Here is a 25,829-nt window from a genome sequence, read left to right on the forward strand (position 1 = left end):
TTTTTGTATAATTTAAATATGTTTAACAAAAAGATAATTAAAAACATTGTTTATTTCTCTTTTTTAGCAATTCTTGCAATAATGTTTGCGCTGCTGCTTTTTGCTTTTGTAATGTACATTATAGATAGCCCTAGAAAATGAACTATAATCGTTTTATCAGTTTTATATATCATTAATATTAGCTCAATTGTTTTCGTTTTTTTACAACACAGAAATAGTGAATCAAAATTCTCTTGAATCTGTGTAATGGTCATTCTTCCCTTTCTTGGACAACTACTCTTTTTAATTTTCGGTAGAAAATATCCCCTAAGAAAATCAGAGCTAAAATACTACAAAGACAGACAGGAATATCTTAAAAAAGATTCACCACACCAAGACGAACTACTAAACAGATTTTCTAACTTAACACAAAGAGAAATCAAAAGTTTCAACAGTAAACTAATTAGCGATGGTTTTGAGTTTTTTGAAGATCTTTTCAATGAAATTCAAAATGCTAAAAAGTATATTTTTATTGAAATTTTTATTATCAAAAAAAGCTTTGTGTGAAAGGTGCTTAAAAAACTTCTTTTAGAAAAAGCAAAAGAAGGTTTAGAAATAAGATTGATCTTTGATCACTTTGGAAGTTTATTGGTAACACAAAAAGAAATAGAGCAACTTGAAAAAGCAGGTATCAAAATTACTATTTACAATAAAGTCTTCTTACCTCTAATCAACTCAAATTCCTTTTATAGAACACACAAAAAGATTTTTATTATAGATGGTAAGACTGCTTACATCGGCGGAAACAACATCAGCGATGAATACATTGGTTTTTCAGGCAAATACGGTTATTGAATGGATACTACAATTAAAATTGAAGGTGAGATCATTCAAGAAGTTATAAATTCTTTCATTAAAGACTGAAACAGCTGAAAACCAAAAGTTTCAAAAGACACAATGGATATTGAAAATTATCGTCAAAGTTATGAACCACAAAATTCTAATTTAGGTCTTGTTATTGATGGTGGTCCTGATATAGATTTTTCAGTTCTTGAAGTCTTTTTATTACAATTAATTTCAGGTGCAAAGAAAAGTATTAAAATTTTCAGTCCCTATTTAATTCCTACACAAAGATTGTTTTTAGCACTTAAAGAAGCTCTTTTAGTTGGTGTTGAAGTTGAAATCTATATTCCTGGTTTGTTTGATAAAAAATATGTTAAACCAGTTACAATACAATTTGCAAAACAACTTCAGTTTTTTGGAGCAAAAATATTTGAATACAATAATATTTTTGCTCACTCAAAATCTTTAATTATAGACAACGAACACGGTTATATTGGTACTATGAATTTAGATTTCAGAAGTTTATTTTCTCAATACGAAATAAATATTTTATCTAAAGGTTCTTTAATAAATGATTTCATTGATTATGTTGAAAAATTAAAAAACGAAGAGGTTATAAAGGAAATATCCCTTAAATCAACTAAGAAAAGTTCTCTTTTACAGAAATTAATAATCGAGATTTTTAAACCTTTACTATAAATGTGGTAAAATTTTTATATATTTTAAAAGAGAGGTTTATATGGAAAAATTAACAGTAGTTATTACTGACCCTGTTGGATTACACGCAAGACCAGCATCAAAAATTGCAGGAATTGCAAGTAAATTCAAATCAGACATTAAATTAATTTCAGGAGAACAATCAGCAAACGCTAAATCAATTATGAACATTATGGCTCTTGCTGTTAAACAAGGACAAGAAATCACTCTTGAAATTTCTGGAGACGACGAAAAAGAAGCTCTAGACAAAATCAAAGAAGCAATGGTTGAAAACAACCTAATATAATTTCAAAAACTTTCAAAACCCAGTCAAACTGGGTTTTTCTATTATCGCAATAGAAAAAATCAACACGATTTTGTGTTGATTTTAAATTTTGATCATTTCAAATTTTGAAGGATTTGTTTTTATTGCTTGTTCCAGTTTTTTCTTGAATGAATTTGGATTGTTGTCTGTTTCAAAACCAAAGTAATCATAGTCAAATGAGCTTAATAAACCAAAACCATAAGAATCATCTCCTACATTTTGCATAAATAAAGCAACCATTTTTCCGTTTTCATCATAAACAACACTTCCAGAACCTCCAGAGATTAGATCATATTTAAGTTTTCTTGAAGCATCATCGCTTTGAATGAAAGTTCTGAAGTGTCCGTATTTAGCAAATTCTGCTGCTTGATCGCTAAGTGTTATAGATTCAATTCTGTTAACAATATGTTCTCTGTATCTTCTTCCTGAAAAACCTGCATGTGCATCTAAAGGGAAACTACCTAAGTAAAGCTGTACATAGTCATTTTCATTTAAATATTTGGTTTTTTCACTTAATTCAAGCGGTTTTAGATTTTTTCAGTTTTCTAAATAATTTAAAACTCTTGTGTTGTTTGAACTTTTTGCACTTTCAATTAAAGGAGCAATGTCGATTATTGAGATTGAAATATCAGCATGTTGACGACCATCATTTTGCTTTGTTCCATCCCTTTTTGTTTGGTCTTGTGATTGTCAGAAGTTAAACTCAAATGAGCTTTTATTTACAGGAATTGAAATTTCTGAACTTGCATTTCTTACTTTTGAGTCCTCAAAATCCGCAATTAAGAATTTTTTAAGAACTTGAGAATTATCTCAACGAGTTTGGAGAATGTCACTAACGTGTCTATTTGTTATAAAGTAATATCTTTGATCACTTGGATCGGATGGTTTTACTTTTGAGAGCATTGTAGATGTTCCTCCACCCACAACAAATACTCTTTTTCTAATTTCTTCAAAGAAAGAATTAGATTCATTTGGAAGCACTCTTTTTCCATTTGCAAAGGATAAATCAGTGTTTAAAGAATAAAAGTTTCCGTTTGAAGACAGTTTAGCACTTGGATCATTTTCATAAATTACAGATGATAAAGAGAAGTTTTCATCCTTATCTTCATCACACATATAAGCAATATCAACAACAGTTCCAAACTTAGATAAAACAAAGTTATTTGCTGATTTATTTGAATCAAAATCAAACCCTTTGTTTCCGGCATGAGAACTTAATTTAACCTTAACAACAAGCTCGTTTTTGTCGTTTATAAAGGATTTATACTCTACTGGAAGTTGAATTGAGTAATCTTGAGTATAAGTTGTTGGTTCTGTATTTTTAGTTTTTAATAACTCTTCAATATCGTTTTCAATTCTAAAAATCTTTTTTTCTTCAAAATCAAAACCATAGTCATTATTTCTAGATAAAGAAATAAAGTTTAGATTAACTTTTCTATCTCTAAAATCTTTTTCTATAAAGGAATTTATGTTCTTTTTGAAAATAAATTCATTTGAGTTTACAAGATTAATTTCATTGTCTTGAGCATAAGAAAGCATTATTTTTTGTGAGTATTTTTCTAAATTATCAGCTGATTTAAATCTTACTTTTAGATCAGGAATTATTGAAGATGAAGGTGCTTTTTGAGAATCATAATTATATTCAGCTCATTTTGGTAAGTTTTGCTCTGGAATTGCTGAATAAAAGCTTTTAATTACTTTTCTCATTTCTGTATTAAAGTAGTTTTTTATTTGATTTAAGTTGTTTTCAGACTTTTGAACTACTTCGTTGGCAGGAAATTCTTTTCTATCAAAAATTTGTTTAATATTTGATATTTCGCCAGAAATACTTGTTGCACTTTCTTTTGAAAAAGTCTGTGGTTTAGGAAATTTATACAGAGTTTTTTCGTTTGATTTTGTTTTAAAATCAATTGTCTCAAAACTTAAGCTTTGACTATTGAAAAAGACTTCTCTAATAGAATAATTTGTGTTAGATTCTAAATTTGGTAAATCAAAATCAATGAAGTTTCCAGAACTATATTGATTTTGAAATTCAATTATTTCATTTGAGTTATCCTTTTTAGAAATTACTAATCTAAAGTTTTTTGTTTTTTCATTTTTGACATCTGCTTGAGCAAAATTCAGTCTTAATTTAGCGCTATTAGTTTCAGTTTCTAAAACTTCAAAATTCTTAACTGAAAATACATCTTCTTTTGAATCTTCTTTTGTAGTGAAATTTTTGTTTAGGTTTTCTAAAGAAACTTCTGTTGTATTTACAATTAGATTTTTGATTACATATTCTTTTTTAGCTTCTAGTTGATTAAACTCAAAATTTAAGAAGTTATTCCCTTGAGAATATTGAGCTGTTGCTGTAAATTCAAGATTTTGATCTTCAGCGGGTGAGATTATTAGTTTAAAAGTGTTTTTTGATGCATCTTTTAAGTTGTGTTTACTAAATACAAAACCAACTTTTGCACTTCTTGATTCGATGTCGTAAACTGAAAGTTTTTCAACCTCAAACGAGTCTTCTTGCACAACTTCACTTTGTTCTTTTTTAGCTACTTTAATAGCTGGAATTGTTTTTAGGTTTTCAAAATTAATTGTTACACTTTGATTTTGAATTGAAACGTTTTGGATGCTAAATGTTTGTTCTTGCTCTTTAGAAAGAGAACTTAAATCAAAGGTTGCTTTATTATCTAAAATAAGTGATTTTAGATCTGTGTTTTCCTTTGTTGTTGTGTTTTGAAGTGTTATTTCAATCTCAAGTCCATTTAGAGAATCGTCTGATTTCAAAGTTAAATCAATCTCTGTTTTTGGTTGTTCTGGATTTGCAGATAACTTGTCTGCAGCTAAAACAACAATTATCTCTTCTTTTGTTTTAAAAGACTTGTTTTGAGCGTTTACAAAGGAATAAAGTGTATTATTCAACTTAATTTCTTTAATTTCATATTCGCTATTGGAATCTAAATTAAATAGACTAACTTCGATTTTGTTGTTTGCTAACAAACTAAAACTTTCAACAACAAATGTTCTAGTTAAATCGCCTTTTTTGTAGTAACTTAAATAAAATGGTGTTTGTTGAGTGATTGTATTTTGAGTTGTTGTAAGTGTGATTTGTGCTGATTTTGTTGTTGTTTCAAAAGAACTTGAAGTTATTTCGTACTTCTCTGTTATTATTGGTTCTGGTTGTTTTTGTTGCTGTGTTTGTTGTGAATTACAGGATAAAACAGCACTAATCGGAAGTGCAATGATTGGCATAGCTCATAGTTTGATGTGTTTTTTATTCATTTTTCTACCTCTAATTTATTAAAAAATTCCTTTTAGTTTTTCTATTTTACTAAAAGGAATTTAATTATTTATTTGAAATTTAATAACTATTTTATCTTAGTTTATGCTGATGATTCTAACTGTGAATTTATCTCCTGAGTATTTATCACCAGAATCCATTTCAGTTGTATCTCCAACTTTTTGTCCTAAAATAGATTGAGCTAACGGAGAAATGTTTGAGATTTTGTTTTCAAATGGGTTTGCATCTAAAGAACCAACAATTTTAACTTCAAGTTCTTGTTTTTCTAATGTTTTTGTGTTTGTTAATTCAATTCTAACTAAAGAACCAATTGCAACGGAACTTGAGTTACTTTCTGAAATAACTTTAGCTCTTGAAATAATGTTTTCAAGTTCGTGAATTCTTGATTCAATTTGCCCTTGTTTTTCTCTAGCTGCATCATATTCAGCATTTTCAGAAAGGTCACCTTGATTTCTGGCGTCTTTAATATCCTCAATAACTTTTGGACGTTCAACCTCAATTAAATGCGCTAATTCCTTTTGTAGCGACTCAAGACGATCTTGGGTTAATAAAATGTCATTTGTTTCGTTTTTGTTTTTCATTATGCTCCTTTATGATCATTTATTTTATTTAGACAAAATAATATTATAATTTTACCAAATTTAAGCAACTATCAATAAAAAAGTATCACTTAATTTTTGAAAGTGGTATTTTATGTTGTTTTGTTTTAGTCAATCTTGAATTTCTTTTTTATCTTTTTTGTGGAAATTGTTTCTAATCATTAGCATTCCGCTTGTTTCTAAAGATGAAAAATATTCTTTTATTTCTTGAGTATTAGTGTGTTTATCACAGAAAATAAAATTTCATTTTTGAGTACTAAAATCACTTGTGATTTTTTGCGAATCAAAGGGAAAATCAGTGTTTTTGTATAAATCTGTAAATATTTCTATGTTGTTTTTAATAGCTATTAATTTGTTGTTTAGGTTTGAAAAATGGAAATCACTTACTCCAAAAGCTAGAGGATTTTCTTCAATAAAAAGATTGTTTTTGTAATTATTTTTATTAATTGTATTTAAAATAAATTCAAAATCCTCAACAACTCAAGAATTGGTTTTGATATTGTCTTGAATCTTTTCATCTAGAAGAATTTCTTTTTCAACACTAAATTCTTTTTCAAGTTCTTTAAATTTTTTAACATCTTGAGATACTTTTCATCTTAAAAATCCTCATGTTCCAAAACCTATAAACAGAACAATAAACATTGAAGCAATTAAAGTGTATCTTAATCACTCAGGCATTATTACTCTTCATCCTCTTCTTCTGGTTGTGTTATTATTTCTGTGTAAGGATCAAATGGTTTTCCATTTAAAATAAAGTTATTTTCAGCAAAATAAGCTTCAAGAAGTTCAGAAGCTAAGTCAACCATATCTTCTTCGATGTCTAACATTGTTTCACCATCTGGAGCAGCTTGAAGACAAATAACTTCTTTTGTTTTAGTTAAAAAGAAACTAAGAGTTTCACCCACTTCTTCATAGCTAAATAAGATTATTAACTCTTCGCTTGAGTTTCTTCCTTGTCCTTCAAAATCAATAACAATTCTTCTGTCTTTGTCATCTAAATTAATTAATTCTTTTTTTTCTACATTCATTTTTATAACCTCATTAAATAGTCGTCCAAGATTAGTTGGGCAGCTAGTTTATCTTTGTGTTTTTTTCTTTTTTTTCTAGAAAGTCCTGCTGAAATCATTATTTCTTCAGCTTTTTTAGTTGTTTCTCTTTCATCAATCAAGACAACTTTTTGTTCAAAGTTGTCTAATAGTTTTTGATGAAAATCCTCAACCATTAGTGTTCTTTCGCTTTTAGCTCCTGTCATTTTGGTTGGATAACCTAAAACAAAAACATCAATATCGTATTCTTGTACATACTTTTTGATTCTTTGGATTACTAAATCAAACTGATTTTCTTCAAAAAAGAAATTTTCAAGTGCGCTTGAAATAATTCCTAAAGGATCTGAAATTGCAAAACCACAAGTTTTAGTTCCTAAGTCAATTCCTAATTTTCTTTTGATCATTATTTAATAGCTTGCTTAATTAGTGATTCGAGATTTTGTGTTGTTGATGATGAACCTTGAGAAATGATGGCATTTCCTCCACCATTTCCACCTACAACAGCAAAGATTTTGTTTAAGAATTCTTTTGAGTCGTATTTTTTAGATGCAACGCAAATCAGTGATTTTGCTTCTGAAACAGACACTAAAACAATTAGAGAATCTGGGTGTTTTTCTCTTAGTGTTGCTGCAAGTGATTTTAGAGCTCCTGCAGGAATTTCTAAGTTTAAATAAGTTTGAATTCCGTTGATTTCTTCAAAAGAGATATTTGAGTCATCTAAATCAAAAGAAGATTCTTTTTTGGATAATTCTTTGTTGTCTTCTCTTGCTTTATTAATTAGTTGTTTAAGTTCAGCTAATTCTTTTTCGCTGTAGTCAACAAGTTTTAGTTCTAGTTTATAGTTTGAGTCTAATTTTTTGTTTTTTTCAACAATTGCATCAAATAGTTCTTTTTCTTTTGCAATTTCTTGTTTTATGTATTCATTAATTACAGCATCTGATGTGATAGCTCTAATTCTATAAACCCCTGTACCTTTGTTTTCAACATTTGTAATTTTAAAATTTTGAATTAATTCTGTGTTTGGAATGTGTGTTCCTCCACAAAGATCAACTGTAATGTTTTTAAATTCTACAAGTCTAACTTTTTCTGGGTCCATGTACTCTGTTTCTTCAAGAGTCATAATTGCATTCATTTTTTCTGCTTCTTTGATTGAAGTTTCTAGATATTTTCTGTCTGTTGCTGATGCAATGTATCCTTTGATTCTGTCTTCAATTTCTTGAATTTCTTGTTCTGTTGGTTTTGAGTCAAGAGGGAAGTCAAATGTTAATCTGTCTTCGTTGTTGTCAGAACCTAATTGTTTAATAAAGTCTCCATATTGAACTCTTAAAGACTTAAATAATAAGTGTGTGGAAGAGTGGTTTCTTTCAAGGTTAAGTCTGTTTTTCTTTAAAACAAAGATTTCAACTTCATCTTCTTTGTTTAGCTCACCTTTTATGATGTGAACGTTGTTTCTGTATTTGTCTTTAAAGATTTCAATTACTCTGTATTCTTTTCCGTTTTGAATAACAATTCCTTGGTCATGTTTTTGACCTCCGCCTGTTGCATATAAAACAGTTTGATCGAATATAACATAACTAATTTCATCTTCATTTGTTTTTTCAACTTCGTGTTCTGAATTTGCTAAAAACACTATTTTAGCCTTTGTAGAGAAGTTTTCATAACCAATAAATTTAGAAATTTCTCCAGGAACTAAAGCTAGTGAATTAACCACTTTTTTCATTCCTTCTTTTTTAGCACCTCTTGATGCTTCAGCATGTTTTTCTTTATAAATTTCAAATTGTTTAATGTCTAAAGAAACGCCTTTTTCAGCAAGAATTTCTTGAGTAAGCTCGATTGGGAAACCGAAAGTTTCAAATAACTTAAACGCTACAGCAAAATCAAATTCTTTTTTGTTGTTTTCTAACTCTTTTTCAAGTAATTTTTGCCCTTGTTCAATTGTTTGAGAGAATAAAATTTCTTCATTTTTAATAATTTCAGAAACTTTTTCCACATCAATATCATAAGGTAAAGAATCTTTAACAACACTTGTTAGTGTGTATAAAAATGTTTTATCTTTGATTCCAAGTTGCAATCCAGATCTGTACGATCTTCTGATTAGTCTTCTGATGATGTAACCTCTAGAAACGTTTGAAGGTTCAACTCCATCATTTATAGCATTAACAATTGCTCTGATGTGATCTGCAATAATTTTGAATTTAATATTGATTTTTTCTTGTTCAGGATCTTTTTTGAAGTAGTTTTCTCCATCGTATTTGTAGTCTGAAATTTTTTCAATTTCTTTAATAATAGGTTGGAAAAGGTCAGTGTCGAAGTTTGTTGGAACGTCTTGTAAAATAGAGACAAGTCTTTCAAAACCAGCACCAGTATCGATATTTTTCTGTGCAAGTTCTGTGTAATTGTTTTCTCCATCGTTATTAAATTGAGAAAATACTACGTTTCAGATTTCAATAAATCTGTCGTTTTCAATATCTTCTTTTAATAACTCAATTCCTCTTTTATCAAACTTTTCTCCACGGTCATAAAAGATTTCTGTACAAGGTCCACAAGGTCCTGAACCAACGTCTCAAAAGTTTGTATCTCTTGTTCCTTTAATTAAATGAGAAGGATCAACTCCTAAAGACAGTCATTTTTCTTTTGTTTCTTGATCTTCTTCAAAGTAAGTAAAGTAAATTTTGTCTTTGTCAAATTTTAGAACATCAAAAATAAACTCATAAGCCATCTCGATTGCTTCAGGTTTAAAATAATCACCAATAGAGAAATTTCCAAGCATTTCAAACATTGTGTGGTGTCTTGTTGTAACTCCGACGTTTTCAATGTCGTTTGTTCTTAGTGATTTTTGAGAGTTTGTTAGTCTATTTTTTGGTGGTATTTTTTTACCTGAAAAATAGTCTTTTAAAGTTGCTACTCCTGAGTTGATTCATAAAAGAGATGGATCATTTACAGGTACTAATGATTTTGTTTCAACGATTAAGTGTCCTTTTGATTCAAAGTATTTTAATCAGATATTTCTAATTTCTTTTGAAGATAACATTTTTGCTCCTAAACGTATGTAATTTGTTTGTTTTTTCTATATATTTTATTTATTGTAGCTCCTCCGATACATTGTTCACCATCGTAAAATACGATTTGTTGTCCTGGAGTTACAGCTTCAGAACCTTGAGGATAAAATACTCTAATTTCATTATTTGGCAGTAATTCAACACTAACCGGAACATCCTCTTGTCTATATCTAAATTTTGCACTTAAATTATTTGGATTAAAGTTTGTTTCGTTTAAATTTAAATTAATGGCATCAAGTTGATCTGAAATTAATCACTCTTTTTCACTTGCTGGTGCTACGAAAATTTGTTTTTTAGAAATGTCATGACCTACAACAAAATAAGGTTCTTTCATTCCTCCTAAATTAAGCCCTTTTCTTTGTCCGAGTGTGTAATACATTGCTCCAACGTGTTCCCCAACTTTTTCTTTTGTTCTAATATCTAAAATATTGCCAGGTTGTGAAGGGATGTAGTTTTGTAAAAAGTCTGTGAAGTTTCTTTCTCCAATAAAGCAAATTCCTGTAGAATCTTTCTTTTGAGCTGTTATTAAACCTAGTTCTTCTGCAATTTTTCTTACTTCTGTTTTTTCTAAATCAGCAAGTGGGAAAATTGTTTTTGCAATTTGAAAATTATTTAATTGAGCTAAGAAATATGTTTGATCTTTTGATTGATCTTTTGCTCTGTATAATTTTCCACCTTTGCTTTTTGCATAGTGTCCCATTGCAATATAATCTGCATCAAATTCTTCTAAAACATAGTTTAAAAACTTGTCAAATTTAATGTATTTGTTGCATAAAATATCAGGGTTAGGAGTTCTTCCAACCTTGTATTCTTCAATAAAATAACTAAAGACTTGATCTCAATATTCACTCACAAAATCCTTTCTGAAAATAGGAATATTAAGCTTTTTAGCTACCGCTTGAGCATCTACTCAATCTTCTTCTTGCGGACAATAATCTGAGGGAAGATTATTTCCTAAAATGTCGTTATTAACAATAGAATCTCAGTTTCTCATAAATACTCCAATGACTTCATGTCCTTGTTTTTTGAGTAAATGTGCAGCAACTGAAGAATCTACTCCCCCTGATAAACCTATAATTACTTTTGCCATAATTAAAATTATATAAAAAAAGCAAAAAATACTGATTTAATAATATAAAAATTTCACTTTTGATAATTTTTGAGATTTTTTAGCGTCTTATTTTAATTTTCTTTGTTTGAATTACAAAATTTAAAAACACACAAATTAATGTGTGTTTATAAATTAATGAAATAGTAGAAAAGCAATCAATCCACTTGAAACAACAAATCACACAAGAGCAGCATTTTTAAAGAAAGTTGTTTTTGTTCTTGTGTATTTTGAAGCCAATTTGGAATCAATTTTGATAATTGATTGAATATTTCTGTATTTATCAAGCCGTTTTTCTCCTAAATAAACTGTTAATAAAACAGCAGAAGAGAAAATGTTTGGAATAATTCAGAACAGAACTTTTTGAGAGAAAGTTAAGATTTTTAGTGAGTTTGTAACTACTAATTGATCGTTTGTAGAGAAAATTCCTTTGAAAATAACTGTTGTTAGTCAATCAGATGAACCGACTCCTCCAGGAGCTGGAGAAAGGTTGTTAGCCATGTTTAAGAGTGCTTGAGCAGACTGGAATGAGAAGTATCACTGAATAATTTCTCATGTACTTTTATTTGAAATAATTGAAGGATTAATTAAGATAATCATCGGAACTGAAAAAGCTACTAAAAATGGGAAGATTTTGTAAAAAATCATACATTCTAAAAAGAATTTTCAGTCTTTAAATAACTTTGTAAATCCTGCTTTGAATTCCTTAAATTTATTAATTAATAAATATCTTTGTCTTTCTAGATTTAAATAATGATATCTAGGATCATTTCGTTTGATAATGATTACCAAATTAATAATTCAACGTTGAAGTGTTTTAAAAGTAGAAATAAAAAGAATAATCAAAAATAAAACAACATTCAATAAGATACCGAGAACTATAAAAATAAGTGTAAATATTTTTTCTGTATTTAAATCTGTAAATAAAACATCATAAAACTCAAAAATACCAATTGGAATAAATATTAAACTTATTAATAAAACTGCAATTTGATGATAAGTCCCTGATACAGCAAGAGCTGATGCTATTTTAGGTTTATAATAACCTTTCTTTTGTAAATATCAAAACACCCCTAAATCACCACCAAATGAAAAAGGAGTAATTGATTGGATGATCGTAGTAATAAATGAAGAGATGAGTGCATGTCTATATTTTATGTGTTCATTTTGCTTTGCAAACATCCTTTTAAACATTAATGAACCAAGTAAATAATAAAAGAACATTGAGAAAATAAAAATCAGCGTTATAAAGCGTTTTTTATAGTCTTCTAAAAATATTTTATAGAAAATTTGAAAAATATCTTTTTCTGTTCCTTTTTCACCATCCACTTTATAGATTGTAAAGAATAAAAAGACAAAAATACCAATTATTATCAATAAAAAACTTGAAAATTTTAAAATATTTAAAAGTTTGTTTTTATCATTACTGTAGTTATTTTTAGTTGCAAAAGTTTTAAAGTAATTAAATATTTCTTCTTCTTTTTTAACTATTTTAACAAGCTCATTTTTTTCTGAAAATACAGAAAAAACCTGTATTTTCAACTGATTTTGCAGCTTATTGTATAAAACAATAATTGTTTGTCCGTTTTCTAAAACTAAAGAAAATTCAGTTCTTCTTTTGTTTGTGTTTAAGACTTCTCTGTTGATGTTTGTTCTTTTAATTTTATGTCCAGCAATTTCTTTTTTCTCTTTAATTTCTTTAATGAAATTTGTAAAGGAACTAAAGGAAACTTTGAATTCCTCAAAGGTATGAGATTCTCTTTGATGATTTTCATAAAATTCGTTTATTACATCAAAAACATTTTTGTTTTGAGAATCAAAATATTCAATTGCTTTAAGACTTAAAAGTGTTGAATAGATATCGCTGTGTCCTTCAATTTTGTCATCTTTTTTAGAGAGTAGGTGTATTTTGTTTGCATAAACTAAAACATCTCCATCTCTAATTTCATCTTTGTTTTCTGCAATTCACTGATTTACATCATCAAATTCAGCGCTTTGAACAATAAAATCGCCATCTTTTTTGAGTAATTCTCTTAAGTAATTTGTTTTGTGGTTCTTAAAGAAAACATGAATTTTAGTTCTTTGAGTATCTTTTAGTAATTGTGCTTTAATTTCTTTTATATAACTCAAAGCAATTGCGTTTTGTTCATTATTTAAAATTTCAAGATATTTTTGTTTTTTGTCTCTGGCAAAGATGATTTTTTCTCTTCTGTATTCATCAATAAATACAAACAAATCACTTTTATGCTTATTTTCTTTATAGACTATGGTTCTCAGTGTTCTTTCAAGTTTAATAACTTTTTTTTCTTTTTTTGAGACTTTAAAGTCATTAAAAGAAACATTAGGAGAGTAAGATAAAAGTTCTTTGTATTCATCTTTACTATCTGTGTAAAAAGAAGTTTTTTTTGCAAAAGTAGGTAGATAGTCTTTGTTAAGTTTAATATCTTCTACTTTTATTAAATTAATTGTTTCTGTAATTTTTTCTAGATGTTTATTTTGTTCAATTTTTAAGAATGTTTGTAAGTCTTTTGTGTTAAGAAATTTTTGTAGGTTTTGAGAAATTTTATTAATTCCATCTTCATAAAAACGAATTTCATAAAATTGACTTATTTTGTTTTTAACAATCGAAATTGAAAATGAAAATTTGTTGTTAAAGATAATTTCTTCAACAAATTTTTTGGAGTATTCTCCTGTTCTATTTAGCTCAAATAAAGAGATTTCAGCAATATCAGAGAGAACATTAACAAAAATTTCTTTAAAAGCATAACTAAAATCATCTTCATCACTATAAATAAAGATGTTTTGATTTTTCAGTTCGTTTTCTTCTATAAATTTCTTTAATAAAAGTGCTTTAAAATAAATAATATTTTCATTGATTTGTTCTTCGTTAATCCCTAACTCAGCCATTAGTTTTGATGAGATAATATCTACATTTTTAAATTTGTTAGTAGTTAATAAAATTGAGTCATCAATTGAAATGGTTTGAGTTTTAATTAAAGGATTTAATTCATCTCTAATTCCGGTGTCATCCATCTATTTTACTTCCCTTTGTGATCCGAAAAGATCAAATGCTTCTTCAAGTCTTTCTTCATCCATTGCTTCAGCTGTTTCTTCAACAAATTGATCAAACTCTGTAAACTTTGGTAAATCTTGTAGTGATTTTAGTTTGAAGTAGTCATAAAATCTGTTTGTAATTCCGTATAAAGTAGGTTGTCCAATTGTTGGTGAAATCCCTACTTCTTCAATAATTCCCATTAGTAATAGAGAAGCCATAACTTGATCAGAAATAACACCTCTAATTGCACTAACCATTGAACGTGTAACTGGTTGTTTGTAAGCAACAATAGCAGCAACTTCAATTGCAGCATTTGATAATTTACGTTTTCTTGTTACTGTAACAAGTTCTGAAAGAGCGTTTTTAACTTCTTCATCATCTCTTGTAGCAAACTTAAAGACATCATTAAATTCAACAACAAAGATTCCTCTTTCAATTTGGTTAAATTTTTCTAAAAAGCTTTTTAGCAGTCTTCTTGCTTCGTTTACTGTATTTAATTTAAACACATGTTGTAGTTGTTCAGAAGATAAACCTTCTTCACCTTGCATATATAATAAAGCTTCAATAATTTTATTTTTCATAGTTTGGTCCTTTTTCTATTTTGATAATTCCGAATTGTTCTTCTTGAGTTAAGATAATTTCTTCTTTTCTACTCATATCTAAAAGAGCGATTAAAGTAATAACAAAGTGTTTAATTGAAGGTACTGAGAAAATCATTTCAAAAGTAACTTTCCCGTGTTTTTGGAATAATTCTCTAATCATATTCATTTGTTCTCCAGGAGTAACACTTACACTGTCAATCTTGATTTGTCTTAATTTTTCTGCATGAAGTCTTTCGAACATCATTGTAAGAATTTGTGTAAGTTTTGTTTTTGAGGAGTTTCCATCAACTTTTGTTCTGTCAATAGGTCTTATGAAAGGATCTAAATCAGAAGGTTTTTTGATGTGAATGTTTTGACGCAGAGTTTCGTGTTCTCTAAGTAGCTCAAAGATAGGCTTGAATTGTTGGTATTCAGCAAGTAGTCTCAATAGTTTTGCTTTATCCTCTTCAATTTCTTGCTTAATAACTTCATCTTTTTCAGCAAGTAGCATTTTTGCTTTTAGTTGAATTAGTGTAGCAGCCATAACTAAATAATCAGCAGCTATTTCAAAGTGAGAATCCTTTATGTTTTGAATAACACGCAGATAGTCTGTTGCTAATTCAGCTAAGTTAATATCGAAAATATCAACGTTTTTGTCTTTAACTAAAGTTAAAAGTAAGTCCAGAGGTCCATTAAAGTTTTCGATGTTAATATCAGCGTTGTTTAATGGTTTTGCTTCTTGTTCAGCGTTTTCAATTAGTTCTGGATTTTCAATTTCATTACTTATTTCTTGATTTGTTAAATTAGTCATAATCTATTTTTTCTTTCTTTCTGGTGTTGAAACTTTGTGTTTAGTTAAAATAACGTTTTTAGTTCTGTCAGCAATCGCTTCGTTTGTTTGAGCTGAAAAAGTAGAAGGTTTAATAGTTGGATGGAAAATAACTTCAACTTTTAATTTTCCTTTTCTTTTTGAATCGAAAACTTCACCACTATTGTTAATTGTTACAGGAACAATTGGTAAAAACATTTTTCTTGCAACTCTAAAAGCACCTGCTTTAAACTCTTGAATATTTCCATCTTGAGTTCTTGTTCCTTCAGGGAAAATAACTCCATAAGTCTTATTTTCTTTTACGAAGTTTCCAAAAGCATCAATTGTTTTTAGAGATTCTCTTGGTTTAAGTCTGTCAATGAAAAATGTGTCAATTAAGTTTAAAACGCTTCTTGAAACTCAATTTTCTTGAAGTTCTGTTTTAGCAAGAAAAGTTAAAATTTTTCTTGGATCATCTTTTGTTTCAAGATTTTCTTGTAAAGCTTTAAACAGTAAAAATGAATCAGAATTTGAAACGTGGTTGGCAATTATTAAGCAACCCCCTTTGTTTGGAATGTTTTCTTTTCCTTGTATTTCAATTTCTACATTATGCATTTTAAGTGCTTTAATTGCGTATTTTAGAATTAAATTGTTTCTAAATTGTGGTGTTAATTCGATTTTTCCTTTTTTGTACTTTTTAGCCATTCTTTTTAGCTTCAATAAACGAACTAATCAAACTGGACTAAGAACTATTCTTTTCAGTGTTATTGGCATCTTTAATCTCCTTTTTGATTACAAAAGCAATTACAGTGTCATTTTCTTGCGATGTTGAAATTTCAAAATTTTTAAAGGTATAAATTCTTTCTTTTTTTTCTATTTCAATTTTGCTAAATTCATAGAAAGAATTGTCAGCTTTAAAAATCGCTTCCTTGATTGCTCATCTTTTTGCAAGAAACTCTTCTTTATGCTCTGTTTTTTTGTATTCTCTAATTTCTTTTTCTGTAAGGATTTTTTCAATAAATCTATCTGTTTTTCCTTTGAAACGAGAAATTGAGGTAATATCTACTCCTATCATAACTATTTTTAAATTATATACTTTTTTTAGTAAAAAAGTTAAAAAATACATATATACAGTTAATATTTTTGTAATTAAAGTTTGCAATTTTTATTGACAAAAAGGCCATTTATTAACATAGCAAAATCAAAAAAACGCGGAATTTTTTAGGAACAAATACAGAAGTTTTCCCAAATTTTTCCTTTTTAGGCCGCTTTTTGCGATTTTTTTCTATTCTTATATGTGCAAAGTAAAAATAGAGGAATGATACTGGAGAATATAATGAATAAGACGATTAAGTTTTATGAAGACAATGATATCGGGGTTTTTCACAAGAAAAATCTTGATGTTCAGTTTTCAAAAGTTAGCTCAAATAACGAGCTAAAAAATGCTGTTATTTCTAAAAAAAGCACCGTGGACTATTATGGAGTTCATAAAGGTATTTTTGTGTGCTTTGAGGCCAAAAGTACAAACGAAACAAACTTGCCTTGACAAAACATTAAAGAACACCAATTTAATTACTTAAAAAAAATACACAAACACGGAGGCTTGGCATTTTTCATTATATTGTTTAAAAATTTAGAGCGGTTTTTTATATTACCTATACAAAAACTGGACGAATACAAAAATGAAGGGAGTTTAAGTTTAAATTTTATCGAGCAAAATTCGATTGAAATGGAACTAATGTTTCCAGGGATTATTGATTTTGTTTCTGTAATCGATAGTTTATTTTAAATTATCGTTGTCAAATAATAGATCTTTAAATTGCTTGGATGCCTTGAATTTAGGCACTCTTCTTGGAGGAACTTTGTATACCTCTCTTGTTTGTCAATGAGTTGTTTCTCTTTCTCTTTTTATAACAGAGTCAAAAGAACCAAATCCAGCAATTAACACTTTTTTGTTTTTAGCAACCTGAGAAGAAATGGTTTCTAAAAACATATTTACACAGGTTTCTACTGTTTTATAATCTAAATTTGTTTTGTTTGAAATTTTTTGGAGAATATCTTTTTTATTCATTGTTATCTTCCTTCGTTTTTATTTCTTAGAATAAGCTTGATTGGAGTTCCTTTGAAATTAAAGTATTGTCTAAGTTGATTTTCAATATATCTCATGTATGTAAAGTGAGCATAATCTTTGTTATTAACAAATAAAAGGAAAGTAGGAACTTTGGCTTCAACTTGTTTAATGAAGGAAATTTCAAGTCTTTTACCTTTTAATGAAGGGGCAGGTTGAGAAATTTGAATTTCAACAAGAACTTCATTTAAAAGGTTTGCAGGGATTTTTCTTTCAAGATTTTCTTTAACACTCAGAATTTCTTCTTTTAATTTTGAAAGTCTATCTGAATTAATTGCGGAAATAAAAACAATTGGAGCTCAATCTAAAAATTTATAGTTTTTTCTCATTTGTTTTTCAAAGTTAACCATTGTGTTTGTATCTTTAGAGATTAAGTCTCATTTGTTTACAACTAATATTATTGGTTTATTTTCTTCAAAAGCATATCCTGCTAAACGAGAATCGAAGTGACTTAATTCTTGTGTTGCATCAATAACAATAAGTGATAAATCAGATTCTTCTAAAGAACTCATCGCTCTCATTAGTGCGTAGTGATCTACTGATTCAACAAGCTTAGATTTTTTAGAAATACCAGCTGTATCAATTATTGTGAAGTTTTGATCACCAATAGTTAAATCAGAACTAATAGAATCTCTTGTAGTTCCTGCAATAGGAGAAACTATTGATCTATTTTGTTGTAAAAGAGCATTTAATAAAGAGGATTTACCTGCATTAGGTTTTCCAATGATAGAGAGTTTAAAATTGCTATCGCTTTCTTGGTCAGAAAAATCTAGATGATTTAAAACTTCATCTAAAAGATCTCCAACTCCTTCACTGTGCATTGCAGAAATAGGGAAATAATTTTCAAATCCTAATTTGTAAATTGAGTAATCAAAATCTTTATTTCCTTCTAATTTATTACATGCAACAATGATTGGTTTACCACTTTTTCTTAGTAAATTAACTACATAAAAATCATCTTTATCTATCTCTACACGACCATCAAGAATCAACACTATTACTTTAGCTTCTTCAATCGCAATTTGTGCTTGTGTTCTTATTTGTGTTTGAAAGTCTTTTTCTTCAACTTCAATTCCACCTGTATCAATAACTTTAAATTTCTTTCCAGATCACTCAACTTCTTCATATAAACGATCACGAGTAACACCAGGTTGATCATAAACAATTGAAACTCTTTTTCCAATCAATTTATTAAATAACGTTGATTTTCCAACATTTGGTTTTCCAATAATTGCAACTACATTATTTTGCATTTTTCATTCTTTCTTCAACTAATTCAGATATTTCAGCAACAACCTCTTCAACTGTTTTAAAGCTTGTATCAACCCTTATTGCATCTTCTGTTTGATGTAAAGGATCTACAGCTCTGTTCATATCTTGTTGATCTCTTAATTCTATTTCTTCAAGGATTTTTTCAAAATTACACTCAAAACCTAATTCTTCATTTTGTTTAACTCTTCTTTGTGCTCTAACTGCTGGGTCAGCTCATAAAAAGATTTTTAGTTCTGCATGAGGTAAAACAACAAAAGTCGTGTCTCTTCCATCCATAATTACACCTTTGTGTGTTTTTGAGTAATTTTGTAAGAATTTAACTACTTGGACTCTGATTTCTTTGTATCTTGCAATTAAACTTGCACCTCAAGAAATTTCATCTTTTCTTAAATCTCTTGCAACATTTTCGTTGTCTAAAAGAACATTTCCCTCTTTATCAAGTGAAATATGTTCTATGTTTCAGTGACTTAAAACAAATTGCTCGTCTGCAATACTGTCATAATTTTCTTTACCGTATCTTTTGTAAAAATACAGAGCAATCGCTCTATAAAAAGAACCTGTGTTAATAAAATTTAGGCTGTATTTTTTTGCAAGAATTTCAGCAACTGTTGATTTTCCTACTCCAGATGGTCCGTCAATGGCAATATTAATTTTTTTCATTTTTCTCCTTCTCATAAATTTCTATTTTTTGAATTTCCTCTATTTCTTCATCGAATTGGTTGATACTAAAATTATATTTATCTATAAAACTGAAATCCTCATTTTTTATTTGTTCCAACTTATTTATTTGATCTAAAAGTTGATCTTCAAAATCAGTTGATAATTCTTGAAAAATGAAATTTCTAGTGTTTGTATTTTTAATTTCTAAATCATTTATTTTGTCTTCAATAGGAAAATTTTTGATGTTTGTTTGTAGTTTTTGTAAAATCGTTTTTACTTCTTTATCTTCATTTATGATAGAGTTGAAAAAATAAGAATTTCCATATATTTCTTTTCTGTATTCATCTCATTTTTCAATTCTAGAAGCAAACTCTTTTTTCATATTTTTAATTATATAGTAAATTTAAAAAAATCCCTTTATTTAGGGATTAAATTTTAAAAATTAGTTTTTGTTAAATAAATAAATTGCTTTTTGTTCTAAAGAATCCAATGTTTTTTGTGCATCTTTTTCATTTTTGTTAATTGAGAAAATATAAAGCTTGATTTTTGGTTCAGTTCCAGAAGGTCTTAAAGCAATTCATGAATTGTTTTTAAACATGATTTGAATCATATTTTCTGGCTCAATATCTTTATAACCTCTTCTATAATCAATTACACTTTCTGTTTCTAAATCAAATTTAATGGCTTTAAATTCTTCAAGGTATTTTGCTAATTTTTCTTTGTCTGAAGTATCAAAAGACACAGAAATTACTTTACTTTTTACAAAACCATATTTTTTATAAATATCATTTAAGTATTTTACAAAGGAAATTGCTTTATTTTCAGAAAGCATTTTGTAAATTGCAACAATTGATTGGAAAGCATCTTTATCATAAGACACATTATAATCAATCAATGATCCATAGCTCTCTTCAAAAGCAAACACTTTTAAGTCTTTTGTTTTCTTTTTGTATAAATCAATTTTAGGTCCAACTCATTTAAAACCTGTAGGAATAATTTCAACATCAATGTTATTCTTTTGAGCAATAATTGCTGGCAAGTTAGTTGAAACAAAGGAATAAACTAAAAGATTTGATTTTGCACTGAAGTAATTATTTGAAACTAAATAATCAAAAATTATTGTAGCAAGCTCATTTCCAGTGAAATAATAGAAAGAATTATCATCTAGTTTTTCAACTAGTCCAACACGATCAGCATCTGGATCACTTACAATTCCGTATTTAATGTTTTCTTTTTTCATCAATGCAACTAAATTATCATAAGCACTTTTAACTTCTGGATTAGGATTGTGTGCAAAAGCAAAGAATTTACCATTTTTCATTTCTTCTTTAACATAAAGACTGTTTATGTTAGCTTTTTTATTAAATAAAGGGATAATCTCTGTTCCTGTACCATGAAGTGGTGAATAAGCAACTTTGAAATCTTCTTTTTTGTTAGTTCCATAAAATTCTAATAAGCAATCAACATAGTTTTCAAAGTAGTTATCAATGTTGATAACTTTTTTGTTATCAAAAACGATGTTTCTGTTTTTGATATTTTTTTCTTTATATTTTGAGTAATCTTTGAAAAATGGAACCAACTCTTTTACTTCTAAAGGAAGAATTTGAGCACCTGTTGAGTTATAAACTTTGATTCCATTGTACTCTTTTGGATTGTGAGAAGCAGTGACATTAATAGCACCTCTTGCTCCTAGTTTTTTAACTAAATAACTTACAAAAGGCGTAGCCATTGGTTTTTTAGAACTATAAACCTTAATTCCAAACTTTTTAGAAAGAATTCAAGCTGCTAATTTCACAAACTTAAAAGAAAGATTTCTGTTGTCTCTTCCGATGACAATTCCTTCTTTTTGTATGTCTTTAAAGTTCTTAATTAAATATCTTCCATATCCCTCAAAAATTCTGTAGGCATGAAAAATATTAAGATTTTTTTCAGAGTCTCCAATAACTCCTCTAATTCCTGCAGTTCCAAATTCTAACATTTTAGTTCTCCTTTTTAAATAGTGATTCGTATTTTTGTTTTGATGGATTAATTGTTAAATAAGAACCAGAAACTAAAAGATCTGCCCCAGCTTCAAAGGCTCTATAACCTGTTAAATTATTGATTCCACCATCAACTTGAATTACTATATTAAGATTATTTTGATCAATAAATTCTCTTGCATTCTTAATTTTTTCTAAAGAATTCTCTATGAATTTCTGTCCTCCAGCACCAGGCTCAACAGACATTATTAAAAGTAAATCAAAGTCTTTAAGAACGTCTTTAATCTCTTCAAAATCTGTGTTAGGCTTAATTGAAATTCCTAATTTAATTTTGCCTTTATTTTCTTTTATAAAGGATTCAAGGGCATTTTTGTTTTCAAACACCTCATAATGAACAGTTGCATAATCTACAACTCCGATCATTTGATCAACGATTTCTTGAGGATTATAAGCCATGATATGAATGTCCATTGTGTGCTTTTGTGTGTTATTTTTTATGTTAATAATTTCTTCAAGCTCGATTGCTCTGTTTGGCACGAATTTTGCATCCATGTAATCATAATGGATTCACTCAACACCAAGATCAAACATTTCTTTTGCTGATTTAATTCTGTTATCTTTATCAATACTTAAAAGTGATGGACTAATTTTTTGCATTTTTCTCTCCTAATTTTTCTTTTAAAATCGATATGTAATTTTCATATCTCACTATTGAAATTATATTCCTTTTTACCATTTCTTTTATATTACAATCTTCATTTTTTTCTTGGTAGTGAAAACAACTTCTAAATTTACATCCTGAAGCATATTTATCAAAGATATTAAAAGCTCTGGATAAATCATATTTATCGATTTCAATTTCCAGCGAGCTAAAACCTGGAGTATCAATTAATTGTCCCCCATTTCATTCAACAATTTGAGTTACTCTTGTTGTGTGTTTTCCTCTGTTGAGTGATTTTGAAATCTCTTGTGTTTCAAAATCACTGTTTGATAGTTTATTGATTGTTGTTGTTTTTCCAACTCCGCTTTGACCTAAAAAAACACTTAATTTATTTTTGAAAACTTCTTTGAGTTTTTCAAGATCATCGCTTGTGTGATCTTTGTGATTTAAAAAGAAAATTTCATAGCCCATTTTGACATAATCTGCCACAATATCCCTGTAATTTGGTTCTAAATCAACTTTTGTAATACAGATAATTGGCTTGATTCTTTTGGACTCAATAATCATTAAATACTTATCCAAAAGAAGTGGTGAGAAGTTAGGTTCTTTGATTGACATCACAACCAAAACCTGATCAACATTAGCTATTTTAGGTCTTACAAAAGAATTTTTTCTTTCTAAAACTTCAAGCACGAGTCCTTGTTGATCAAAAAGAACTCAATCACCAACTACAGGACTTTGATTAGCGTTTCTAAGTTTTCCACTACCTCTAAGTCTGTGTTCTTTGTTGTCTTGGTCTAAAACATCATAAAAACCTGAAATTACCCTTAAAACTTGTCCTTTCACTAAAACACCCCTTTAAAAGCTAAAATTGCTAAAACTAAAACAAGTGCTACAACTAAAAAAGCACAAACAACAATTATAGTCCCTGTTTTTCCTGAAATAACATCAACAAAGCTTTTTTTCTTTTTCTTTGAAAAATCAACTTCAGGTTCATTGAGTCTTTTCGGTGAGTTTGCTGTAGTTAAATCTTTATAAAAGTCTTCTAAAGTTTTATATCTGTTTCTTGGATCTTTTGCAACAGCTTTTTTAATAACATTTATTAGTCCCTGAGGAACATTTTCTCTTAATGATCTGATGTTTGGAATTTCGGAGGATTGCTGCATTTCTTTGATTCTAACCATTCCACTCATTGAGTTTTTGTCATTAAAAGGAACTGAACCAATTACCATTTGATAAAGCAGAATTCCAATAGCATAAATATCAGCTCTTTGGTTTTTGTGTAATTCTTCTTCTGCATCTAAAGAAGATTTTGAAAAGAGTTCTGGAGCCATGTATTGCACACTTCCAATTACGCTAGTTTCTTTTGTTAAATCTGGAGTTTCTAAATCTTTAGCAATCCCTAAATCGATTATTTTAATCTCTTTTAGGCTGTTGATCATAATGTTTGTGTCTTTAAGATCTCTGTGTGCTGTTTTTTGTGTATGAATCGCTTTAACTCCTGCAATTATTTGACAACCTAAAGAAATAACTTCGCTAATGGTAAAAGAACCAACACTTTCTAGTGCTGATTTTAAGACTGTACCATCAATAAATTCAAGAGCAATTCAGTATTCTTCTTCTTGTGTATCCAAACAGTAATCAAAGACTTTCATAACATTTCTTGAGTTAATTTTTTTTGTTAATCTTATTTCATTTTCAAGTCTTTTAAGTGCTTTTTCATCTTTTGATAATTTAGAATTCATCACCTTTATAGCAACTTTTTGTCCATTTTCTTTGTTTTTAGCTAAATAGATTGCTGACATTCCACCGGCACCTATTTGACTTAAAATTTCATATTTTTGCGCTAAGTTTTTATAATTTTCTATGATTTTCATTTTATTCAACTTCCAAAATTGCAATTGTCATGTTGTCTGATGAATTGTTGTTGTAAGCAGTTTGAATTAGTTGCTGTGCTTTTTGTACTAAATTAGAATCTTTTTGAAAAAGAATATTTTCCATTATTGGCTTTTGAACATAATCATGAATTCCATCAGAACTTAAAAATATGTATTTAATATTATTAACATTTTCGTATTTACTAAAAACAGGTTCATATGTTTTTTTAGGTCCTAAAGAAGAAGTTAAATAGTGTGCGCTCGGCATTCCGCTCGCTTCATCATAAGTCATATTTTGTTTGTTTATAAAGAAATTAAGCATGTTTTGGTCTTCTGTAATTTGATAGAAATAATCACTGTATAAATAAGCTCTAGAATCGCCAACATTACAGAAAAATAGGCTATTTTCGTCTTTTATAAATAAAGCACTCACAAAGGTTGTTCCCATATCAAAAAGGGCATAATCCTTAAGAGCAAACTCCTTCATTCTGCCGTTTGCTTCAGAAAGTCCATCCATAAATCATCTTCTCAAATCAGCATCATCTTCAGGAATTTGGTCATCTTCAAATTTTTCTTTAAAGGTTTCTACAGTTATTTTAGAAGCGTACTCGCCACCTTCATGTCCACCCATTCCGTCGCAAAGAATTAATAAAATTGCCCGTTCATTTTCTAGAACGATCGCATTATCTTCATTATTTTTTCTTCTTCCTTTTTCAGAAATAACTAAAGTACTAATTTTCACCTAAAGCTCCCAAAATAATCTCTTTAATTTCTTTTGCAGCTTGCTCAGGAGTTTCATTAATAACTACATATTTGAATTTTTCTATTTCCATCATTTCTTGTTCCGCTTTTGCAATCCGGATGTAAATTTCTTCAATGTCTTCAGTTCCTCTGTTTAAAATTCTTCTTTTTAATTCTTCCATTGAAGGAGGTGCTAAAAAGATTGAAATTACAGAATCTTCCATATTTCTGTCTTTGTAGTATTGCATAACGTTTAGAGCACCAATTGTTTCAACTTCTAAAAAAGGTAAAAAACCTGCATTGTGAATGTTTACAATTTCAGACTGCAATGTTCCATAACGATTGTTAAAGTGTTCGTTTCATTCAATAAACTCTTGGTTGTCAATTCTTTTTTGGAAGTCTTCTTTAGTAATAAAATAGTAGTGAATTCCGTCTTTTTCACCTTCGCGAATCTTTCTTGTAGTTGCAGAAACAGAAAACTTAAGGTTAAGTTGTTTATCATCAAAAAGAATTTTTTCAATTGTTCCCTTTCCAACTCCTGAAGGGCCAGCTAAAATAACTAATTTGTTTGCCATAGTTTTACCTTTCTAAAAAATAAATAATTGTTTTTCCGTACTTTTTAATTTTTGTAACATTAAAGAAATTACTGAAATCTAGTTTTTGATCGTTTGTTTCAATAATTATTTTTCCAGTTTGTTGAAGAATATCATGAGCCTTAATTAATTCAAGAGCTTCAAAAATCAATTCCTTATTTTCATAAGGTGGATCGATAAATACAAAATCAAATTTTTTGTTTGTATTCATTCTAATTAAATCTACAGCAGCAACATTAAAGAGTTTTAAATTATCAACCTTGATTTTTTCTATTTCTTGTTTAATAAAAGAATAGATTTTTCTGTTTTTTTCAGAGGCATAAACTTCTTTAGCTCCGCGAGAAATAAATTCAAGAGAAATTGCTCCTGAACCAGCAAATAAATCAAGCACACTTGAGCCTTCGATTTCAAATTGGATTGACGAAAAAACAGCTTCTCTTGTTTTATCTGTTGTTGGGCGAACTATTTTTAAATCGGGTTGTTCGATTCTTCTTCCTCTTAATGATCCTGCAATTATTCTTAACATATTAAAA

General features: G+C 28.4%; 26 protein-coding genes. 3 read left to right on the forward strand and 23 right to left on the reverse strand.

Annotation, left to right across the window (positions count from 1 at the left end; genetic code table 4):
- Positions 1-18: 18 nt before the first annotated feature.
- Together JV122_RS04830 and JV122_RS00280 are read left to right on the forward strand one after the other, a co-directional pair.
- The gene (locus JV122_RS04830; RefSeq protein WP_205842367.1) at positions 19-1,521 is read left to right on the forward strand and encodes a phospholipase D-like domain-containing protein; all 1,503 of its coding nucleotides are present in this window, start codon (positions 19-21) and stop codon (positions 1,519-1,521) included.
- 40 nt (positions 1,522-1,561) lie between these two features.
- The gene (locus JV122_RS00280; RefSeq protein WP_205842368.1) at positions 1,562-1,825 is read left to right on the forward strand and encodes an HPr family phosphocarrier protein; all 264 of its coding nucleotides are present in this window, start codon (positions 1,562-1,564) and stop codon (positions 1,823-1,825) included.
- An 81-nt stretch (positions 1,826-1,906) separates the two neighbouring features.
- On the opposite strand, the gene JV122_RS00285 is transcribed toward JV122_RS00280, so the two are convergent.
- The 12 genes from JV122_RS00285 to JV122_RS00340 form a co-directional block, all read right to left on the reverse strand.
- Positions 1,907-5,110 carry a hypothetical protein gene (locus JV122_RS00285; protein ID WP_205842369.1) on the reverse strand — a complete coding sequence of 1,068 codons (3,204 nt, stop codon included), beginning with the start codon at positions 5,108-5,110 and terminating at the stop codon, positions 1,907-1,909.
- Positions 5,111-5,206: 96 nt separating this feature from the next.
- Positions 5,207-5,710 carry a transcription elongation factor GreA gene (greA, locus tag JV122_RS00290; protein WP_205842371.1) on the reverse strand — a complete coding sequence of 168 codons (504 nt, stop codon included), beginning with the start codon at positions 5,708-5,710 and terminating at the stop codon, positions 5,207-5,209.
- A gap of 60 nt (positions 5,711-5,770) precedes the next feature.
- Entirely contained in the window at positions 5,771-6,406 is a 636-nt protein-coding gene (locus JV122_RS00295) for a BC85_0335 family putative methyltransferase (RefSeq protein ID WP_205842372.1), read from the reverse strand.
- A 2-nt stretch (positions 6,407-6,408) separates the two neighbouring features.
- On the reverse strand, positions 6,409-6,756 hold the full coding sequence (locus JV122_RS00300; protein WP_205842374.1) for a hypothetical protein: 348 nt from the start codon (positions 6,754-6,756) through the stop codon (positions 6,409-6,411).
- A 2-nt stretch (positions 6,757-6,758) separates the two neighbouring features.
- Complete coding sequence (ruvX, locus tag JV122_RS00305; protein WP_205842376.1) at positions 6,759-7,178, reverse strand: Holliday junction resolvase RuvX; 420 nt, start codon at positions 7,176-7,178, stop codon at positions 6,759-6,761.
- A complete protein-coding gene (gene alaS, locus JV122_RS00310) occupies positions 7,178-9,805 on the reverse strand; it encodes an alanine--tRNA ligase (RefSeq protein ID WP_240463333.1) in 2,628 nt (875 codons plus the stop codon). The genes ruvX and alaS overlap by 1 nt, the downstream gene beginning before the upstream one ends.
- An 8-nt stretch (positions 9,806-9,813) precedes the next feature.
- Complete coding sequence (gene mnmA, locus JV122_RS00315; protein ID WP_373422597.1) at positions 9,814-10,926, reverse strand: tRNA 2-thiouridine(34) synthase MnmA; 1,113 nt, start codon at positions 10,924-10,926, stop codon at positions 9,814-9,816.
- Between the two features lie 150 nt (positions 10,927-11,076).
- Positions 11,077-13,974, reverse strand: coding sequence for a lysylphosphatidylglycerol synthase transmembrane domain-containing protein (locus JV122_RS00320; protein ID WP_205842380.1), 2,898 nt, complete (start codon positions 13,972-13,974; stop codon positions 11,077-11,079).
- Positions 13,975-14,577 (reverse strand): SMC-Scp complex subunit ScpB, encoded by a 603-nt coding sequence (gene scpB / locus JV122_RS00325; RefSeq protein WP_205842381.1) that lies wholly within the window; start codon positions 14,575-14,577, stop codon positions 13,975-13,977. It abuts the gene before it with no gap.
- Positions 14,567-15,388: a segregation/condensation protein A gene (locus tag JV122_RS00330; protein WP_205842383.1), complete on the reverse strand. Its 822-nt coding sequence runs from the start codon at positions 15,386-15,388 to the stop codon at positions 14,567-14,569. The genes scpB and JV122_RS00330 overlap by 11 nt, the downstream gene beginning before the upstream one ends.
- A 3-nt stretch (positions 15,389-15,391) precedes the next feature.
- Positions 15,392-16,159, reverse strand: coding sequence for a lysophospholipid acyltransferase family protein (locus JV122_RS00335; protein ID WP_205842385.1), 768 nt, complete (start codon positions 16,157-16,159; stop codon positions 15,392-15,394).
- The gene (locus tag JV122_RS00340; RefSeq protein WP_205842387.1) at positions 16,128-16,460 is read right to left on the reverse strand and encodes a holo-ACP synthase; all 333 of its coding nucleotides are present in this window, start codon (positions 16,458-16,460) and stop codon (positions 16,128-16,130) included. The genes JV122_RS00335 and JV122_RS00340 overlap by 32 nt, the downstream gene beginning before the upstream one ends.
- Positions 16,461-16,682: 222 nt before the next feature.
- Between JV122_RS00340 and recU the strand changes: the two genes are divergently transcribed.
- Entirely contained in the window at positions 16,683-17,174 is a 492-nt protein-coding gene (gene recU / locus JV122_RS00345) for a Holliday junction resolvase RecU (protein ID WP_205842388.1), read from the forward strand.
- Here the strand turns inward: recU and JV122_RS00350 are convergent.
- Genes JV122_RS00350 through rsmD form a run of 11 tightly spaced genes read right to left on the reverse strand, consistent with a single transcriptional unit; the run spans position 17,166 to position 25,822 of the window.
- The gene (locus JV122_RS00350; RefSeq protein WP_205842390.1) at positions 17,166-17,456 is read right to left on the reverse strand and encodes an HU family DNA-binding protein; all 291 of its coding nucleotides are present in this window, start codon (positions 17,454-17,456) and stop codon (positions 17,166-17,168) included. The two genes, recU and JV122_RS00350, sit on opposite strands and share 9 nt — an antisense overlap.
- A 2-nt stretch (positions 17,457-17,458) precedes the next feature.
- Entirely contained in the window at positions 17,459-18,766 is a 1,308-nt protein-coding gene (gene der / locus JV122_RS00355; RefSeq protein ID WP_205842392.1) for a ribosome biogenesis GTPase Der, read from the reverse strand.
- Positions 18,756-19,445 (reverse strand): (d)CMP kinase, encoded by a 690-nt coding sequence (cmk, locus tag JV122_RS00360; protein WP_205842394.1) that lies wholly within the window; start codon positions 19,443-19,445, stop codon positions 18,756-18,758. Before cmk ends, der begins: the two co-directional genes overlap by 11 nt.
- Positions 19,432-19,827 carry a hypothetical protein gene (locus JV122_RS00365; RefSeq protein ID WP_205842395.1) on the reverse strand — a complete coding sequence of 132 codons (396 nt, stop codon included), beginning with the start codon at positions 19,825-19,827 and terminating at the stop codon, positions 19,432-19,434. Before JV122_RS00365 ends, cmk begins: the two co-directional genes overlap by 14 nt.
- Positions 19,828-19,887: 60 nt before the next feature.
- Entirely contained in the window at positions 19,888-21,423 is a 1,536-nt protein-coding gene (locus tag JV122_RS00370; protein WP_205842397.1) for a phospho-sugar mutase, read from the reverse strand.
- A 1-nt stretch (position 21,424) separates the two neighbouring features.
- A complete protein-coding gene (locus JV122_RS00375) occupies positions 21,425-22,081 on the reverse strand; it encodes a ribulose-phosphate 3-epimerase (RefSeq protein WP_205842398.1) in 657 nt (218 codons plus the stop codon).
- Positions 22,068-22,931, reverse strand: coding sequence for a ribosome small subunit-dependent GTPase A (rsgA, locus tag JV122_RS00380; RefSeq protein WP_205842400.1), 864 nt, complete (start codon positions 22,929-22,931; stop codon positions 22,068-22,070). Before rsgA ends, JV122_RS00375 begins: the two co-directional genes overlap by 14 nt.
- The gene (locus JV122_RS00385; protein WP_205842401.1) at positions 22,931-23,962 is read right to left on the reverse strand and encodes a serine/threonine-protein kinase; all 1,032 of its coding nucleotides are present in this window, start codon (positions 23,960-23,962) and stop codon (positions 22,931-22,933) included. The genes rsgA and JV122_RS00385 overlap by 1 nt, the downstream gene beginning before the upstream one ends.
- 1 nt (position 23,963) lies before the next feature.
- Positions 23,964-24,704: a PP2C family protein-serine/threonine phosphatase gene (locus JV122_RS00390; protein WP_205842403.1), complete on the reverse strand. Its 741-nt coding sequence runs from the start codon at positions 24,702-24,704 to the stop codon at positions 23,964-23,966.
- Positions 24,694-25,278, reverse strand: coding sequence for a guanylate kinase (gene gmk / locus JV122_RS00395; protein WP_205842404.1), 585 nt, complete (start codon positions 25,276-25,278; stop codon positions 24,694-24,696). The genes JV122_RS00390 and gmk overlap by 11 nt, the downstream gene beginning before the upstream one ends.
- Positions 25,279-25,282: 4 nt before the next feature.
- Positions 25,283-25,822, reverse strand: coding sequence for a 16S rRNA (guanine(966)-N(2))-methyltransferase RsmD (gene rsmD / locus JV122_RS00400; protein WP_205842406.1), 540 nt, complete (start codon positions 25,820-25,822; stop codon positions 25,283-25,285).
- Positions 25,823-25,829 lie beyond the last annotated feature (7 nt).

This window comes from Mycoplasma procyoni (assembly GCF_017052595.1).
GTDB classification, from domain to species: domain Bacteria; phylum Bacillota_I; class Bacilli_A; order Mycoplasmatales; family Metamycoplasmataceae; genus Mesomycoplasma_A; species Mesomycoplasma_A procyoni.